This window comes from Streptococcus oralis (assembly GCF_001578935.1).
Lineage (GTDB): Bacteria > Bacillota > Bacilli > Lactobacillales > Streptococcaceae > Streptococcus > Streptococcus oralis_R.
The window spans coordinates 995956-1011242 of the sequence record NZ_KQ969521.1 but is presented as its reverse complement, the minus strand read 5'-3'; the positions used below and the strand labels follow the sequence as shown (position 1 = coordinate 1011242).

The following is a 15287-nucleotide window of genomic DNA, read 5'->3' as shown; positions in this document are numbered from 1 at the left end:
AGAATTTTTTTGTATGGGCACGACTCATTAGTTGGTTTGTTCAGTATAACCAGCTTCTTTAAGCATTTTTTTCGAGGCAGCAAAGCTTACACGGTTTCCAATACCAGAATATTCGTTCGGCATTGCTTTTTTCAATTCGTCAAGACTCGCGACAGTCATGTCAACCTCGATGTTTTGGATAACTTTTTCGTCTTGAATTTCAACTTTTTGTGTAACCCCTTTGACCCCCTCATAACCTTTATAAGTATCGTCAACAATTTCCTTAATACCTTCCGCGGTATTATTAAGTTTTTCAGGGTCGAATACATTATGAACAGTTTGTTTTACAACGTCATCTCCCTTTACAGTATAAGTCAAGGTAGAATGAATCCCAGGTTTGCTATTGTGGACAAATGTGTGAGTTTCTGTCTCATCTTTCTTTTCAGATGATTGTTCAGTGCTTTGTTTGCTCTCACTTGACTGAGTTGTTGTGTCTTCTTTGGTACTGCTGTTGGTAGGTGTTGATGCTTGTTTGGAACATCCGAGCAGGAGAACAAGTGAAGCCACAAGGGCTAGTGATACTTTAAAGTATGATTTCATATTTTTTACTTTCCTTTCATAATCAAAGTATTTGTATTATAACATGGATCTATAGTGAAAGCAACTAAACACAGTTTTTCTCCTTTTGAGAAGGAGTCTGACTAGAAAAATGTTATAATGGTAGGAAAGAGGTGAAGAAATGAATCAGACTATAAACTATATCAAAGAACTAACCGCAATTGCATCTCCAACAGGCTTTACTCGTGAGATCTCAGACTATCTAGTCCATACTTTAGAGAAATTTGGTTACCAGCCTGTTCGTACAGCCAAGGGCGGTGTCAATGTGACCATTAAAGGTCAAAATGATGAGCAACAACGTTATGTGACTGCCCATGTGGATACGCTAGGTGCTATTGTTCGTGCAGTCAAACCGGATGGCCGTCTCAAATTGGATCGTATCGGTGGTTTTCCCTGGAACATGATTGAAGGTGAGAATTGTACGGTTCATGTAGCTAGCACAGGTAAAACGGTATCTGGAACCATTCTCATCCACCAGACTTCTTGCCATGTCTACAAAGATGCAGGAACTGCAGAACGTACGCAGGACAATATGGAAGTGCGTTTGGACGAAAAAGTGACCAATGAAAAAGAAACCCACGCCTTGGGCATCGAGGTTGGCGACTTTATCAGTTTTGACCCGAGAACTGTCGTGACAGAGACTGGTTTTATCAAGTCCCGTCATTTGGATGACAAGGTCAGCGCAGCGATTTTGCTCAATCTTCTTCGTATTTACAAGGAAGAGGGGATTGAATTGCCAGTAACAACTCATTTTGCTTTTTCAGTCTTTGAAGAGGTGGGTCACGGTGCAAACTCCAATATTCCAGCTCAGGTAGTGGAATATCTAGCTGTAGATATGGGAGCTATGGGCGATGACCAGCAGACGGATGAGTATACAGTGTCTATCTGTGTCAAGGATGCTTCAGGTCCCTATCACTATGACTTCCGTCAACACTTGGTAGCTTTGGCGAAAGAGCAAGATATTCCATTTAAGCTCGACATCTATCCATTTTACGGATCGGACGCTTCGGCAGCTATGTCAGCAGGAGCAGAGGTCAAACACGCCCTCCTTGGAGCTGGTATTGAATCCAGTCACTCTTACGAACGAACACACATTGATTCGGTCGTAGCGACTGAGCGTATGGTTGATGCCTATCTCAAGAGTGCATTGGTAGACTAATATGTGCTTGATTTGTCAAAGAATTGAATGGATCAAGGAAGGGGAAAATCCCTACTTTGTAAAAGAACTAGAAACAGGTTATGTTGTCATTGGAGACCACCAATACTTTAAGGGCTATACCTTATTTCTGGCAAAAGAGCATGTCACAGAACTTCACCATATGGAGACTTCTGTAAAACTTCGTTTTTTAGAGGAAATGAGTTTGGTCCAAGAAGCTGTCGCAAAAGCGTTTAAAGCTGAAAAAATGAACATCGAACTTCTAGGGAATGGAGATGCCCACGTTCACTGGCACCTCTTTCCAAGACGATCAGGTGATATGAGGGGACATGGATTGAATGGCCGTGGTCCAGTCTGGTGGGTGCCCTGGGAAGAAATGGTGGCAGAAGATTGCCAAGTGAAATCCCATGAGTTGGAACAAATGATTAAAACCTTATCCGATGAATTAGAGAAGCACTTGGTCTAAGAGAGGAAGCAAAAAAATGAAAAAAAGATATATCATTTTATCTGGTTTGTTAGCAGTAACCCTAGCAGCATGTTCTCAAGAACAACCTAAAAATGAAGAAAACCCTCAAAAAACGGAACAAACTAGTCAACCTGAAGGAACTGTAGGGAGCAAATCTCAAGCCTCTAGTCAGAAGAAGACAGAAGTTGTCAATAAGGGAGACTACTATAGTATTCAAGGGAAGTACGATGAAATCGTTGTTGCTAACAAGCACTATCCTTTGTCAAAAGACTACAATCCAGGGGAAAATCCGACTGCCAAGGCTGAGTTGCTCAAACTCATTGCAGCAATGCAAGCAGCTGGCTACCCAATCAGCGACCATTACAGTGGTTTTAGAAGTTATGAGACTCAGACCAAGCTCTATCAAGATTATGTCAACCAAGATGGGAAGGCAGCGGCAGATCGCTACTCAGCTCGACCAGGTTATAGTGAACACCAAACGGGTCTTGCTTTTGACCTTATCGGGACAGATGGTGATTTAGTTACTGAAGAAAAAGCAGCTCAATGGCTCTTGGATCATGCGGCAGATTATGGCTTTGTTGTTCGCTATCTCAAAGGCAAAGAAAAAGAGACTGGCTACATGGCGGAAGAATGGCATCTTCGCTACGTTGGAAAAGAAGCCAAGGAAATTGCTGCAAGTGGCCTTAGTTTGGAAGAATACTATGGCTTTGAAGGCGGAGATTACGTCGATTAAAAAAGTAATTTTTCTCTTGCATTTTTAGATAAATAGTGTATAATAGTTGGGTATGCGTAAAGCATACTTGTGGGAGGTAAAAATCTCTAATTACCGCCAAAACCACAAAGGAGGATTTAAAAATGGCTAAAAAAGTCGAAAAACTTGTAAAATTGCAAATCCCTGCTGGTAAAGCTACACCAGCTCCACCAGTTGGACCTGCTCTTGGTCAAGCTGGTATCAACATCATGGGATTCACAAAAGAGTTCAACGCTCGTACAGCTGACCAAGCTGGTATGATCATTCCAGTTGTTATCTCAGTATACGAAGACAAATCATTTACTTTCGTTACAAAAACACCACCAGCTGCTGTTCTTTTGAAAAAAGCTGCAGGTGTTGAAAAAGGATCAGGTACACCTAACAAAACTAAAGTTGCTACAGTTACTCGTGCACAAGTACAAGAAATTGCAGAAACTAAGATGCCAGATTTGAACGCAGCAAACGTAGAGTCTGCAATGCGTATGATTGAAGGTACTGCTCGTTCTATGGGATTCACTGTTGTTGACTAATCAATAACACAGTAGAAAATCTCACAGCAGTCTATTAGTTGCTTTTCATACTAGGCAAGTGACTGAGGCTTGTACTTAGGTACAGCAAAGGAGCTTAACGAAGTAGGAAAAGAAAAATAATAGACTGAATACCCGCAAGACTTCATCATTTCGAGGAGTGACGTGGGAGATGAAAATCGATTGAACCACTTACAAGGAGAATAGAAAATGGCTAAAAAAAGCAAACAACTTCGTGCTGCTCTTGAAAAAATCGACAGCACAAAAGCATACAGTGTAGAAGAAGCTGTAGCACTTGCAAAAGAAACTAACTTTGCAAAATTTGACGCAACTGTAGAAGTTGCTTACAACTTGAACATCGACGTTAAAAAAGCTGACCAACAAATCCGTGGCGCAATGGTATTGCCAAACGGTACTGGTAAAACTTCACGCGTTCTTGTTTTCGCACGTGGTGCAAAAGCTGAAGAAGCAAAAGCTGCTGGTGCAGACTTTGTTGGTGAAGATGACCTTGTTGCGAAAATCAACGACGGTTGGTTGGACTTCGACGTAGTTATCGCTACACCTGACATGATGGCTCTTGTTGGACGTCTTGGACGTGTCCTTGGACCACGTAACTTGATGCCAAACCCTAAAACTGGTACTGTAACAATGGATGTTGCTAAAGCAGTTGAAGAGTCTAAAGGTGGTAAAATCACTTACCGTGCTGACCGTGCAGGTAACGTTCAAGCAATCATCGGTAAAGTATCATTTGAAGCTGAAAAATTGGTTGAAAACTTTAAAGCTTTCAACGAAACAATCCAAAAAGCAAAACCAGCTACAGCTAAAGGAACTTACGTAACAAACTTGACAATCACAACTACTCAAGGTGTTGGTATCAAGGTTGACGTGAACTCACTTTAATCAGTAGTTTACGCTTTAATAAAAGTGAAAGGAGCAAGATGATTAAATCAAAGATTTAAATCATCTTGCTCTCTTTATTATATGTTTATTGAGTTAATCTTGGGAGCGTATCTTTCGATTGACTTACTAAACTTGAATAAAAAAGGAGATGACATCATGCCAAAACAGAATAAACTAGTGTTCATTAACCTGTCTTTGTTAGTAAGTGGGATTCTTTTGTCAGCTTGTACTAACGCTGAAAATGTGGACAATCAAACTAAAGTAAGTACTAGTAGTTTATCTTCAGGGCAAGTTAAAACAACACTGTCAAAGGTAGATAAAACGAAATGGCAGTATAACTCAGACGATAAAATATACTATCAGATAGGTATTTCCTATGCAGCAAATCCAACTGATAGCTCTCAACAGACTCTCTCCATTTTTGTTCCAGCGGCCTATATGACCGCTACTGAGAATGGTGATGGTACTTATACAGCAGAACTAAATACAAAGGCAAATGTAGGAAACTATACAGCAAATACTGCACCTATTGTCATTCCCATCAATACTCCAGGATATTCATCTATGTCAGCTCTGACAGAATATACAAGTCAAGCAAAAACTTATACGGATGAAGGTTTTATTTACGTATCAGCTGGTTTACGAGGACGTGATTCAGGTGCACCGAGTGGAGTCACAGATGCAAAAGCTGCTATTCGGTATTTACGATATAATGTTAATCAAATAGCAGGAGATATGGATCGTATTTTTGTTTTCGGTATGAGTGGTGGTGGAGCTCAAAGTTCAATTATAGGTGCTTCTGGGGATAGTCCATTGTATGATGATTATTTAAAGCAGATAGGTGCTGTGGAAGGTGTTTCAGACTCAGTATCTGGTGTAATGGCTTGGTGCCCAATCACAAATCTAGATACTGCAAATGAAGCCTATGAATGGAGTATGGGTTCAACACGTTCTAGTTTATCTACTGAAGAACAAACTATATCCGATGGTTTAGCAGAAGCTTATTCAACTTATATCAATGACTTAAAACTTAAAGATTCTAAGGGGAACACCTTAGAGTTGACAAAGTCAACAGAGGGGATATATCAAGCTGGAAGTTACTATGATTTTGTAAAGCAAACAGTTGAAGAGTCTCTAAATACCTTTTTAGCAAATACGACTTTCCCTTATGATGCAAGTTCATCATCCTCAGGTGGTCCTGGTGGAAGCGGAGCCCCAGGTGGAAATCCTCCTAGTGGACAATCAGGAGATACATCTTCTGGAAGTGGGGAGTCAAAAAATACTTCTATCGAGTCAGTTGATAATATTCAACGAAGTGGTTCATCAACCTCATTGAGTTTAACAGGAACCTACAATTCTATTGAAGAATACATAGCTGCTCTTAATAGTCAATCTACGTGGATAACTTATGATTCAAATAGTAAGAAGGCTACGATTACCAGTATGGCTGATTTTGTTAAATATATGAAATCAGCTACAAAGGAAATGGCGGCTTTTGATGCTCTAGATAAATCTCAAGGAGAAAACGAACTATTTGGATATGGAGACGGTCAAGGAGTTCATTGGGATAGTAGATTAGCTACTGTAGTTAAAGGTACAAATTATGAAGCGGACTTTAAAACAGATCTTGCTAAGACAGACAGTTTAGGGAAATCTGTTGGTGAACGTATAAATATGTATACGCCTCTCTACTATTTATCAAAATACTATGGTGGTTATCAAACTTCAAATGTAGCTAAGAATTGGCGAATTCGTTCAGGGCTAAGTCAAGGTGACACAGCTTTATCAACAGAATTAAATCTGTCAGTTGCTTTGCAAAATTATGGTATTAAAAATGTGGATTTTGCGACTGTTTGGGGTCAACAACATACGGAAGCAGAAGTGACTGGGAATTCTACAACTAACTTTATTGAGTGGGTAAACCAAAGTCTCAAATAATTGTTAATACATTTGTTTCAAATACAACACCCTGTAAGGGGATTTTAAACTGTTTTTTAGAATGAAAGGCAGTGCTTTTCCTCTTCTTCTTTCACAGAAAATGTGGTATAATAGAGAGTAAAAAACTTTGAAAGAAAGAAAAAGATGAATTTAAAAGATTATATCGCAACGATTGAAAATTATCCTAAGGAAGGCATCACCTTCCGTGATATCAGCCCTTTGATGGCAGATGGAAATGCTTATAGCTACGCTGTTCGTGAAATTGTTCAGTATGCAACCGATAAGAAGATCGACATGATCGTGGGACCAGAGGCTCGTGGATTTATTGTTGGCTGCCCAGTTGCTTTTGAGTTGGGGATTGGCTTTGCTCCTGTTCGTAAACCAGGGAAATTGCCTCGTGAAGTCATTTCTGCTGACTATGAGAAAGAGTACGGTATTGATACTTTGACCATGCATGCTGATGCAATCAAGCCAGGCCAACGTGTTCTCATCGTAGATGATCTTTTGGCAACAGGTGGAACTGTCAAGGCAACGATTGAGATGATTGAAAGACTTGGTGGAGTTGTAGCCGGTTGTGCTTTCTTGATTGAGTTGGATGAGCTTAAAGGCCGTGAAAAAATCGGAGATTACGATTACAAGGTACTTATGCATTATTAATGAAAAACAGTCCTTGGGGCTGTTTTCTCTTCATCTGCTATATAAATTAACTATAGCTAGTTAGAGAAAAACTATAATTGAAAACTATATCTTCATACAGTATAATAAAGGGAAGAAGTATTTGGAGGTTTTTACTTTCAAACAGACAAGATCATTCCCGAAATAGAGAACTGTTAGGAGGGTATTATGCCGATTCGAATTGATAAAAAGTTACCAGCTGTGGAGATTTTAAGGACAGAAAATATTTTTGTGATGGACGACCAACGGGCTGCTCATCAGGATATTCGCCCCTTGAAGATTTTGATTTTAAATCTCATGCCTCAAAAAATGGTAACAGAAACGCAACTCTTACGGCATTTGGCTAATACCCCTTTGCAATTAGATATTGATTTCTTATATATGGAAACACATCGTTCCAAGACAACTCGTGCTGAACATATGGAAACCTTCTATAAGACCTTTCCAGAAGTTAAGGATGACTTTTTTGATGGAATGATTATCACAGGAGCACCAGTGGAGCATTTGCCTTTTGAGGAGGTAGATTACTGGGAAGAATTCAAGCAGGTCATCGAATGGTCCAAGACGCATGTTTTTTCAACCCTCCATATCTGTTGGGGAGCACAAGCAGGTCTTTATGTTCGCTATGGTGTTGAAAAACACCAGATGGATCGGAAACTATCAGGCATTTATCCACAGGACACCTTAAAAGAAGGGCACCTTCTTTTTAGAGGTTTTGATGATCGCTATGTGGCTCCTCATTCTCGTCATACTGAGATTTTAAAAGAAGAAATCTTAAATAAGACCAATCTGGAGATCCTGTCAGAAGGCCCTGAGGTTGGGGTTTCTATCCTAGCTAGTCGAGATTTGCGTGAGATTTATAGTTTTGGTCATTTGGAGTATGATCGTGACACTTTGGCAAGAGAGTATTTTCGTGATTATGAGGCGGGACTCGACCCTCATATCCCAGAGAACTACTTTAAAAATGATGATGTAAATGAGACGCCCTGTCTCTGTTGGTCTTCATCAGCCGCCCTCTTTTTCAGCAATTGGGTAAACTATGCAGTTTATCAAGAAACCCCTTTTGACTGGAGAAAGATAGAGGATGATGCGGCTGCATTTGGATATTTATAAGAGGAATTATGACATATTTTGACGCTTTTAAATCAGGGAACTTGGTTTTGCCAAGTGCCCTGCTCTTGCATTTTAAGGAACTCTTTCCTTCCAGCGAAGATTTTCTGGTCTGGCAATTTTTCTATTTACAAAATACCACAGCCTTAGGAGATGTTTCACCTAGTCAGATTGCTGAAATTATTGGGAAAGAGGTGGCAGATGTCAACCAATCTATTTCGAATTTGACAGAAAATGGTTTGCTACAATATCGTACCATTGAACTAAATGGGGAAATTGAGCTGATTTTTGATGCTAGTTTGGCTTTTGAACGCTTGGATAGCGTACTGGATACCCAAACTCCAGCTACATCAGCCCCAAACCCGCAGAATCAGTTGAAGGAACTGGTTGAAACTTTTCAGCAGGAATTGGGTCGCTTGTTAACACCATTTGAAATCGAAGATCTTTCCAAGACTGTCAAAGAAGATGGAGTTAAGGCGGATTTGATCAAGGAGGCTCTCCGAGAGGCCGTTCTCAATGGCAAGCCAAACTGGAAATATATTCAGGCCATCCTTCGGAATTGGCGCCATGAGGGCATTCAATCTGTTGCCCAAGTAGAGGCCAAACGAGCAGAGCGAGAAGCAAACAATCCCAAACAAGTTCAGGCTTCGGCTGATTTCCTTGATGCTATGAATTTGTGGCAAGATTAGTCACTTGAAAAATTTTGAAAATTAGAGTAAGGTTTGCAAGCTCCTTATAAATATGATAGAATATTAGTGAATAAAATGAAAAAAGAGGTATGTGAAATGTCACGTAAACCATTTATCGCTGGTAACTGGAAAATGAACAAAAATCCAGAAGAAGCAAAAGCATTCGTTGAAGCCGTTGCATCAAAACTTCCTTCATCAGATCTTGTTGAAGCAGGTATTGCAGCTCCTGCAGTTGATTTGACAGCTGTTCTTGCTGCTGCTAAAGGTTCAAACCTTAAAGTTGCTGCTCAAAACTGCTACTTTGAAAATGCAGGTGCGTTCACTGGTGAAACTAGCCCACAAGTTTTGAAAGAAATCGGTACAGACTACGTTGTGATCGGCCATTCAGAACGTCGTGATTACTTCCATGAAACTGACGAAGATATCAACAAAAAAGCAAAAGCAATCTTTGCAAACGGTATGCTTCCAATCATTTGTTGTGGTGAGTCACTTGAAACTTATGAAGCTGGTAAAGCTGCTGAATTCGTAGGTGCTCAAGTATCTGCTGCATTGGCTGGATTGACAGCTGAACAAGTTGCTGCATCAGTTATCGCTTATGAGCCAATCTGGGCTATCGGTACTGGTAAATCAGCTTCGCAAGATGATGCACAAAAAATGTGTAAAGTCGTTCGTGACGTTGTAGCTGCAGACTTTGGTCAAGAAGTTGCGGACAAAGTTCGTGTTCAATACGGTGGTTCAGTTAAACCTGAAAACGTTGCTTCATACATGGCTTGCCCAGACGTTGACGGTGCCCTTGTTGGTGGTGCGTCACTTGAAGCTGAAAGCTTCTTGGCATTGCTTGACTTTGTAAAATAATCTAGTTTTTTCCAGACAGACAGTCAAAAGTATCAGGTGACTTTGACTGCCTGTCTTGTTTTTACTTGGAGTATTCTTGTGAAAGAGGAATTTTTCCGACTAGGAAAGTTCCTTAGGGAAGGAAAGGCGTGCAGATGTGCGCTCTTTTCTGTATCAAAAGGTTATGAAAGGGGGAGTTATGCTCTATATTTGGTCTTATTTGAAAAAATATCCCAAGTGGTTATTCTTGGATTTCTTTGGAGCTGTTTTCTTTGTTATCGTCAATCTTGGATTGCCAACTATTTTGGCTCGGATGATTGATGAAGGTGTGAATAAAGGGAATCAGCATCAATTGTATGTTTGGGCTATCGTTATGTTGATAATTATCGTCTTGGGAACATGTGGGCGTATAGTTTTAGCCTATGCTGCTAGTAAGCTGACGACCAATATGGTCAAGGATATGAGAGATGATCTCTATGCCAAATTACAAGAGTATTCTCATCATGAATATGAAAAGATAGGAGTATCATCACTGGTTACTCGTATTACCAGTGATGCCTTTGTTCTCATGCAGTTTGCGGAACAGACCTTAAAACTGGGTGTCATCACTCCTATGATGATGCTGTCCAGTATCTTAATGATCTTCCTGACCAGTCCGTCATTAGCCTGGATAGTGGCCTTTGCAGTACCTTTCTTAGCCGTGGTGGTCATTTATGTAGCAGTCAAGACTCGACCTTTATCAGAGAAGCAACAGGCTACTTTAGATAAGATAAACCAATATGCTAGGGAAAACCTAATGGGACTCCGTGTCATTCGTGCCTTTGCTCGTGAGGAGTTTCAAGAAGAACGCTTTGCAGGACAAAATGCAGTCTATGCAGCCAATTCTAATCGTCTGTTTAAACTAACCGGTCTGACAGAACCCTTGTTTGTTCAGATTATCATTGCCATGATAGTGGCCATTGTCTGGTTTGCGTTAGAACCTCTTCAGCAGGGAAATTTGCAGATCGGGGATCTGGTAGCCTTTATCGAATACAGTTTCCACGCCCTCTTGTCCTTCCTTTTCTTATCTAATCTCTTCACCATGTACCCTCGTACAGCCGTTTCGAGTGAACGGTTGAAAGAAGTTATGGATATGCCGATTTCTATTGATCCAAATGAAGGAGGCGTTAGAGAGACAGCAACCCACGGCTATTTGGAATTTGAAAATGTCACCTTTGCCTATCCTGGAGAGACGGAAAATCCTGTTTTGCACAACATTTCGTTCAGCGCTAAACCGGGTGAAACCATTGCTTTTATCGGATCGACCGGATCGGGCAAGTCCTCTCTTGTGCAATTGATTCCTCGTTTTTACGATGTCACACTTGGGAAAATCAAAGTAGATGGTGTTGATGTCAGGGATTACCGCCTCAAGTCTCTCCGCCAAAAGATTGGTTTTATCCCGCAGAAGGCCTTGCTCTTTACAGGAACTATCGCTGAAAATATCCGCTATGGGAAGGAAGATGCTAGTCACAAAGATTTACATCAGGCAGCGCATGTGGCGCAAGCCAAAGATTTTATCGAAAGCCGAGAAGAAGGCTTTGCGACCCATCTAGCTGAAGGCGGAAGCAATCTTTCTGGGGGACAGAAACAACGTCTCTCAATTGCCAGAGCGGTTATAAAGAATCCTGATATCTATATTTTTGACGATTCTTTCTCAGCCTTGGATTATCGTACGGATGCTATTTTACGTCGCCGTCTGAAGGAAGTCACTCAAAATGCAACGGTTTTAATTGTCGCTCAACGTGTCGGAACCATCATGGATGCGGACCAGATTATCGTTCTGGATAAGGGAGAAATCGTGGGACGTGGTCGCCATGAGGAATTAATGGAGTCCAATGACATTTATCGTGAAATTGCTGAGTCGCAGTTGAAAAATGCATCGCTAACAGAAGAATAGGAGGAAATATGAAAACACAATCTAGTTTGGCTCGTTTGTGGAGCTATTTGAAAGCCTACCGTTTTTCTGTCTTTTTTGCAGTCTTTCTAAAAGTTTTAAGCGTAGTCATGAGTGTCTTGGAGCCTTTTGTATTGGGGCTAGCCATTACGGAGTTGACCAAGAACCTTTTGGATATGGCGAAGGGAGTAGCGGGTGCAGAGCTAAATATTCGCTACATAGCAATTATATTGGTTCTCTATTTGCTTCGAGGGTTATTATATGAGTTAGGAGCCTATTATTCTAACTATTTCATGACCAATGCGGTGCAGTCTATGATCCAGGATTTACGAAATGAAATGACAGAAAAACTCAATCGTATCCCAGTATCTTTCTTTGACAAACACCAATTTGGTGATTTGTTGGGGCGCTTTACCAGTGACGTTGAGACAGTGTCTAATGCTCTTCAACAGTCTTTTCTTCAAATTGTCAATGCCGTTTTGACGATTGTTCTCGTCATGGGAATGGTTTTATACTTGAACCTTCAACTGGCTATAGTGGTGATTCTATCCATTCCAGTGACCTATTTTGGTGCCAGAAGCATCCTGAAACGTTCTCAGCCTTATTTTAAAGAGCAGGCAGCTATTTTAGGACAGATGAATGGCTATGTGCAGGAAAATCTCACAGGTTTTAATGTCTTGAAGCTCTATGGTCGTGAGGAAACTTCTCATAAAGAATTTTCTAAAATTACAGACGATCTCCAACGTGTTGGTTTTAAAGCTAGCTTTATCTCTGGGCTTATGATGCCAGCTCTTCATGCTGTATCGGACTTGACCTATCTAATCGTTGCAGTTCTTGGTGGTTTACAAGTGATTGCGGGTCGTTTGACAGTGGGGAATATGCAGGCTTTTGTTCAGTACGTTTGGCAGGTCAGCCAGCCTATCCAAAACATCACACAACTTGCGGGTCAAATGCAGAGTGCCAAATCTTCGCTCGATCGTATTTTCGACATCTTAGATGAGGCAGAGGAAGTTAAGGGAGAAGAACTCGAAATCCTTGAACCCTTAACAGGTCAGGTAAGCTTTCGGCAGGTTGACTTCCAGTATGTTGAAAACAAGCCATTGATTCGAGACTTTAATCTAGAAGTTCAACCAGGAGAGATGGTGGCGATTGTTGGTCCGACTGGAGCTGGCAAGACGACCTTGATCAATCTGCTTATGCGCTTTTACGATGTCACAGCAGGCGCAATCTTGGTTGACGGGCAGGATATTCGCCAGTTGTCACGTCAAGACTACCGCCGTCAGTTTGGGATGGTCTTACAGGATGCTTGGCTTTATGAAGGTACGATCAAAGAAAACCTACGTTTTGGAAATCTTGACGCTAGTGACGAGGAAATAATAGAAGCTGCCAAAGCAGCAAATGTAGACCACTTTATCCGAACTCTTCCTGGTGGTTACAACATGGAGATGAACCAAGAGTCAAGTAATATTTCCCTCGGGCAAAAACAACTCTTGACCATCGCGCGTGCTCTCCTAGCCAATCCTAAAATTCTCATTCTGGATGAAGCGACTTCCTCTGTTGACACCCGTTTGGAACTCTTGATTCAAAAAGCCATGAAACGCTTGATGAAGGGAAGAACCAGCTTTGTCATTGCTCACCGTCTCTCTACTATTCAAGAAGCAGATAAGATTCTTGTTCTTAAGGACGGACAGATTATTGAGCAGGGAAATCATGAAAGCTTGCTCCAAGAAAAAGGCTTTTATTATGATTTGTACCAAAGCCAATTTTCAAGTAAATCCGAGCAAGTCGGCTAATCAAAACTGTCCAGACTATTCTTAAATTATCAGTCTATTACAACTTTTCTCAGATAGTACACTTTCCTTGCTATCGTTTTCTGGTAGTAGTATACTTATATTGTAACCACTAATAAGGTGGTTATAAAAAAACGAAAGAGGTAAGAAATATGGTTGAATTGAAAAAAGAAGCAGTAAAAGACGTTACAACATTATCTAAAACAGCGCCAGTAGTATTGGCAAAAACAAAGGAAGTATTGAACCAAGCAGTAGCAGACTTGTATGTGGCTCACATTGCCCTTCACCAAGTTCACTGGTATATGCGTGGTCGTGGTTTCCTCGTATGGCATCCAAAAATGGATGAATACATGGACAGCCTTGATAGCTATCTTGACGAAATCAGCGAACGTTTGATTACCCTTGGCGGCAAACCTTATTCAACCTTGACAGAATTCCTTCAACACAGTGAAATCGAAGAAGAAGAAGGAGAATTCCGTAACGTTGAAGAAAGCTTGGAACGTGTTCTAGCCATTTACCGCTACCTCATCACTCTTTTCCAAAAAGCTTTGGATGTGACTGATGAAGAAGGCGATGATGTTACAAACGATATCTTTGTTGGTGCTAAGGCTGAACTGGAGAAAACAGTTTGGATGCTTGCAGCAGAACTTGGACAAGCTCCTGGTTTGTAAGATATAGTTGCTACCCCTTTTATCATGAGGTGCCTGATAAGTGCCCATGACCAATCATCTTTTAAAAGTCATGTAACTGTAAACAGTTGCATGATTTTTTGTCTGCTGGACTTAGGACACATTGTCAAAATGCTGAATTTAGGGTATAATAGTTGCTGTTCAAGAAATTTTGATTTTCAAAGAATAGTGAAATGTTATAAGGAGAACCCATGAACAACTTACCAAATTGCCCAAAATGTAATTCAGAATATGTATACGAAGACGGAAGTCTCTTGGTCTGCCCAGAGTGTGCCTATGAATGGAACCCTGCAGAAGTAGAAGAAGTAGAAGAAGGTGTTGTTGCTATCGATGCCAATGGAAATAAATTGGCTGACGGCGATACTGTAACCCTTATCAAGGACTTGAAAGTAAAAGGTGCGCCAAAGGATTTAAAACAAGGAACTCGTGTCAAAAATATCCGTATCGTAGAAGGTGACCATAACATCGACTGTAAGATTGATGGTTTTGGGGCTATGAAACTCAAGTCAGAATTTGTTAAGAAAATCTAGCCATGAAACTGAACTACAAATTTATCTTTTATAGTCGTGTTCTTTTGTTCTTAGCGGCATTTACAGGAGTTTATTTGGAGATTACCAAGCACGGTGGCTTTGGTATGCTCCTTTACTACACAGTGTTGTCCAATCTTTTGGTAACGATTTTCACGGGTTACCTGCTCCGTGTGATGAGTCGTTCAGGTGAAAATTGGCAAAGTCCGACCTTGCTTCGTCTCAAGGGTGGTGTTACCATGAGTATCATGATTACCTGTGTGATTTACCATTTTATGCTTGCTCCGATCGCGACAGACTTTTACCGTGTGGAAAATTTCCTTTGCCACTATATCGTTCCACTCTGGTTTTTAGCCGACACCCTCTTCTTTGATAAACAGGGCCAATACAAGATTTGGGATCCAGTCTTGTGGACCATCTTGCCCTTGGTTTATATGATTTTTGCCTTGTTTAATGGCTTGGTATTGAAGCTCAATATTCCGAATTCCAAGGACAATCCCTTCCCTTATTTCTTTTTAAATGTGAACAAGGGTTGGGACGTGGTTATCAAATGGTGTTTGATCATTTTTGTTGCCTATATGGTTGCAGGATTTATCTTCTACTTTATCAAGCAAATCAAGAGAAAATAGGCTTTCTATTAGGAAAGTTAGGACGGAGTCTCTAGTTCAATTGGGCTCCTTCTTTTCTTGCCATCTTCCTTTAAAA

General features: G+C 40.7%; 16 protein-coding genes. 15 read left to right on the top strand and 1 reads right to left on the bottom strand.

The window, feature by feature from the left end:
* Positions 1 to 27: 27 nt before the first annotated feature.
* The gene (locus SORDD15_RS05065; protein WP_061415058.1) at positions 28 to 579 is read right to left on the bottom strand and encodes a DUF1307 domain-containing protein; all 552 of its coding nucleotides are present in this window, start codon (positions 577 to 579) and stop codon (positions 28 to 30) included.
* 139 nt (positions 580 to 718) lie between these two features.
* Here SORDD15_RS05065 and SORDD15_RS05060 point away from each other — a divergent pair, with 139 nt between their 5' ends.
* The 15 genes from SORDD15_RS05060 to SORDD15_RS04990 all read left to right on the top strand — a co-directional run bounded on the left by SORDD15_RS05060 (position 719) and on the right by SORDD15_RS04990 (position 15211).
* The gene (locus SORDD15_RS05060) at positions 719 to 1756 is read left to right on the top strand and encodes a M42 family metallopeptidase (protein ID WP_061415055.1); all 1038 of its coding nucleotides are present in this window, start codon (positions 719 to 721) and stop codon (positions 1754 to 1756) included.
* Between the two features lies 1 nt (position 1757).
* A complete protein-coding gene (locus SORDD15_RS05055) occupies positions 1758 to 2219 on the top strand; it encodes an HIT family protein (RefSeq protein WP_061415052.1) in 462 nt (153 codons plus the stop codon).
* 16 nt (positions 2220 to 2235) lie between these two features.
* Positions 2236 to 2952, top strand: coding sequence for an LD-carboxypeptidase LdcB/DacB (gene ldcB, locus SORDD15_RS05050; protein WP_061415049.1), 717 nt, complete (start codon positions 2236 to 2238; stop codon positions 2950 to 2952).
* Positions 2953 to 3074: 122 nt separating this feature from the next.
* Positions 3075 to 3500 (top strand): 50S ribosomal protein L11, encoded by a 426-nt coding sequence (rplK, locus tag SORDD15_RS05045; RefSeq protein WP_001085809.1) that lies wholly within the window; start codon positions 3075 to 3077, stop codon positions 3498 to 3500.
* A 207-nt stretch (positions 3501 to 3707) separates the two neighbouring features.
* Positions 3708 to 4397, top strand: coding sequence for a 50S ribosomal protein L1 (rplA, locus tag SORDD15_RS05040; RefSeq protein ID WP_001085675.1), 690 nt, complete (start codon positions 3708 to 3710; stop codon positions 4395 to 4397).
* Between the two features lie 156 nt (positions 4398 to 4553).
* Complete coding sequence (locus SORDD15_RS05035; protein ID WP_061415046.1) at positions 4554 to 6335, top strand: subtype A tannase; 1782 nt, start codon at positions 4554 to 4556, stop codon at positions 6333 to 6335.
* A gap of 144 nt (positions 6336 to 6479) precedes the next feature.
* Positions 6480 to 6992: an adenine phosphoribosyltransferase gene (locus SORDD15_RS05030; protein WP_001049316.1), complete on the top strand. Its 513-nt coding sequence runs from the start codon at positions 6480 to 6482 to the stop codon at positions 6990 to 6992.
* 186 nt (positions 6993 to 7178) lie between these two features.
* Positions 7179 to 8123: a homoserine O-acetyltransferase MetA gene (gene metA / locus SORDD15_RS05025; RefSeq protein WP_061415043.1), complete on the top strand. Its 945-nt coding sequence runs from the start codon at positions 7179 to 7181 to the stop codon at positions 8121 to 8123.
* Positions 8124 to 8131: 8 nt separating this feature from the next.
* Positions 8132 to 8809: a DnaD domain-containing protein gene (locus SORDD15_RS05020; RefSeq protein ID WP_061415040.1), complete on the top strand. Its 678-nt coding sequence runs from the start codon at positions 8132 to 8134 to the stop codon at positions 8807 to 8809.
* A 96-nt stretch (positions 8810 to 8905) separates the two neighbouring features.
* Complete coding sequence (tpiA, locus tag SORDD15_RS05015; protein WP_000087899.1) at positions 8906 to 9664, top strand: triose-phosphate isomerase; 759 nt, start codon at positions 8906 to 8908, stop codon at positions 9662 to 9664.
* A 178-nt stretch (positions 9665 to 9842) separates the two neighbouring features.
* Positions 9843 to 11579: an ABC transporter ATP-binding protein gene (locus tag SORDD15_RS05010; RefSeq protein ID WP_061415038.1), complete on the top strand. Its 1737-nt coding sequence runs from the start codon at positions 9843 to 9845 to the stop codon at positions 11577 to 11579.
* 8 nt (positions 11580 to 11587) lie between these two features.
* Entirely contained in the window at positions 11588 to 13369 is a 1782-nt protein-coding gene (locus SORDD15_RS05005; RefSeq protein WP_061415035.1) for an ABC transporter ATP-binding protein, read from the top strand.
* Between the two features lie 149 nt (positions 13370 to 13518).
* The gene (locus SORDD15_RS05000; protein ID WP_061415032.1) at positions 13519 to 14037 is read left to right on the top strand and encodes a Dps family protein; all 519 of its coding nucleotides are present in this window, start codon (positions 13519 to 13521) and stop codon (positions 14035 to 14037) included.
* 209 nt (positions 14038 to 14246) lie between these two features.
* Positions 14247 to 14585: a zinc ribbon domain-containing protein YjdM gene (locus tag SORDD15_RS04995; protein WP_042768486.1), complete on the top strand. Its 339-nt coding sequence runs from the start codon at positions 14247 to 14249 to the stop codon at positions 14583 to 14585.
* Between the two features lie 2 nt (positions 14586 to 14587).
* Positions 14588 to 15211: a Pr6Pr family membrane protein gene (locus tag SORDD15_RS04990; RefSeq protein ID WP_061415029.1), complete on the top strand. Its 624-nt coding sequence runs from the start codon at positions 14588 to 14590 to the stop codon at positions 15209 to 15211.
* The last annotated feature ends 76 nt before the right edge of the window (positions 15212 to 15287 follow it).

Excerpts from the sequence above, each read along its gene's own strand:
- SORDD15_RS04995 (WP_042768486.1), top strand. The coding sequence starts at position 14,247 with ATGAACAACTTACCAAATTGCCCAAAATGTAATTCAGAATATGTATAC.
- SORDD15_RS05020 (WP_061415040.1), top strand. The coding sequence starts at position 8,132 with ATGACATATTTTGACGCTTTTAAATCAGGGAACTTGGTTTTGCCAAGT.
- SORDD15_RS05055 (WP_061415052.1), top strand. The coding sequence starts at position 1,758 with ATGTGCTTGATTTGTCAAAGAATTGAATGGATCAAGGAAGGGGAAAAT.
- SORDD15_RS05030 (WP_001049316.1), top strand. The coding sequence starts at position 6,480 with ATGAATTTAAAAGATTATATCGCAACGATTGAAAATTATCCTAAGGAA.
- metA (WP_061415043.1), top strand. The coding sequence starts at position 7,179 with ATGCCGATTCGAATTGATAAAAAGTTACCAGCTGTGGAGATTTTAAGG.
- SORDD15_RS05000 (WP_061415032.1), top strand. The coding sequence starts at position 13,519 with ATGGTTGAATTGAAAAAAGAAGCAGTAAAAGACGTTACAACATTATCT.
- SORDD15_RS04990 (WP_061415029.1), top strand. The coding sequence starts at position 14,588 with ATGAAACTGAACTACAAATTTATCTTTTATAGTCGTGTTCTTTTGTTC.
- SORDD15_RS05060 (WP_061415055.1), top strand. The coding sequence starts at position 719 with ATGAATCAGACTATAAACTATATCAAAGAACTAACCGCAATTGCATCT.
- ldcB (WP_061415049.1), top strand. The coding sequence starts at position 2,236 with ATGAAAAAAAGATATATCATTTTATCTGGTTTGTTAGCAGTAACCCTA.
- SORDD15_RS05065 (WP_061415058.1), bottom strand. The coding sequence starts at position 579 with ATGAAATCATACTTTAAAGTATCACTAGCCCTTGTGGCTTCACTTGTT.
- SORDD15_RS05035 (WP_061415046.1), top strand. The coding sequence starts at position 4,554 with ATGCCAAAACAGAATAAACTAGTGTTCATTAACCTGTCTTTGTTAGTA.
- rplA (WP_001085675.1), top strand. The coding sequence starts at position 3,708 with ATGGCTAAAAAAAGCAAACAACTTCGTGCTGCTCTTGAAAAAATCGAC.
- rplK (WP_001085809.1), top strand. The coding sequence starts at position 3,075 with ATGGCTAAAAAAGTCGAAAAACTTGTAAAATTGCAAATCCCTGCTGGT.
- SORDD15_RS05010 (WP_061415038.1), top strand. The coding sequence starts at position 9,843 with ATGCTCTATATTTGGTCTTATTTGAAAAAATATCCCAAGTGGTTATTC.
- tpiA (WP_000087899.1), top strand. The coding sequence starts at position 8,906 with ATGTCACGTAAACCATTTATCGCTGGTAACTGGAAAATGAACAAAAAT.
- SORDD15_RS05005 (WP_061415035.1), top strand. The coding sequence starts at position 11,588 with ATGAAAACACAATCTAGTTTGGCTCGTTTGTGGAGCTATTTGAAAGCC.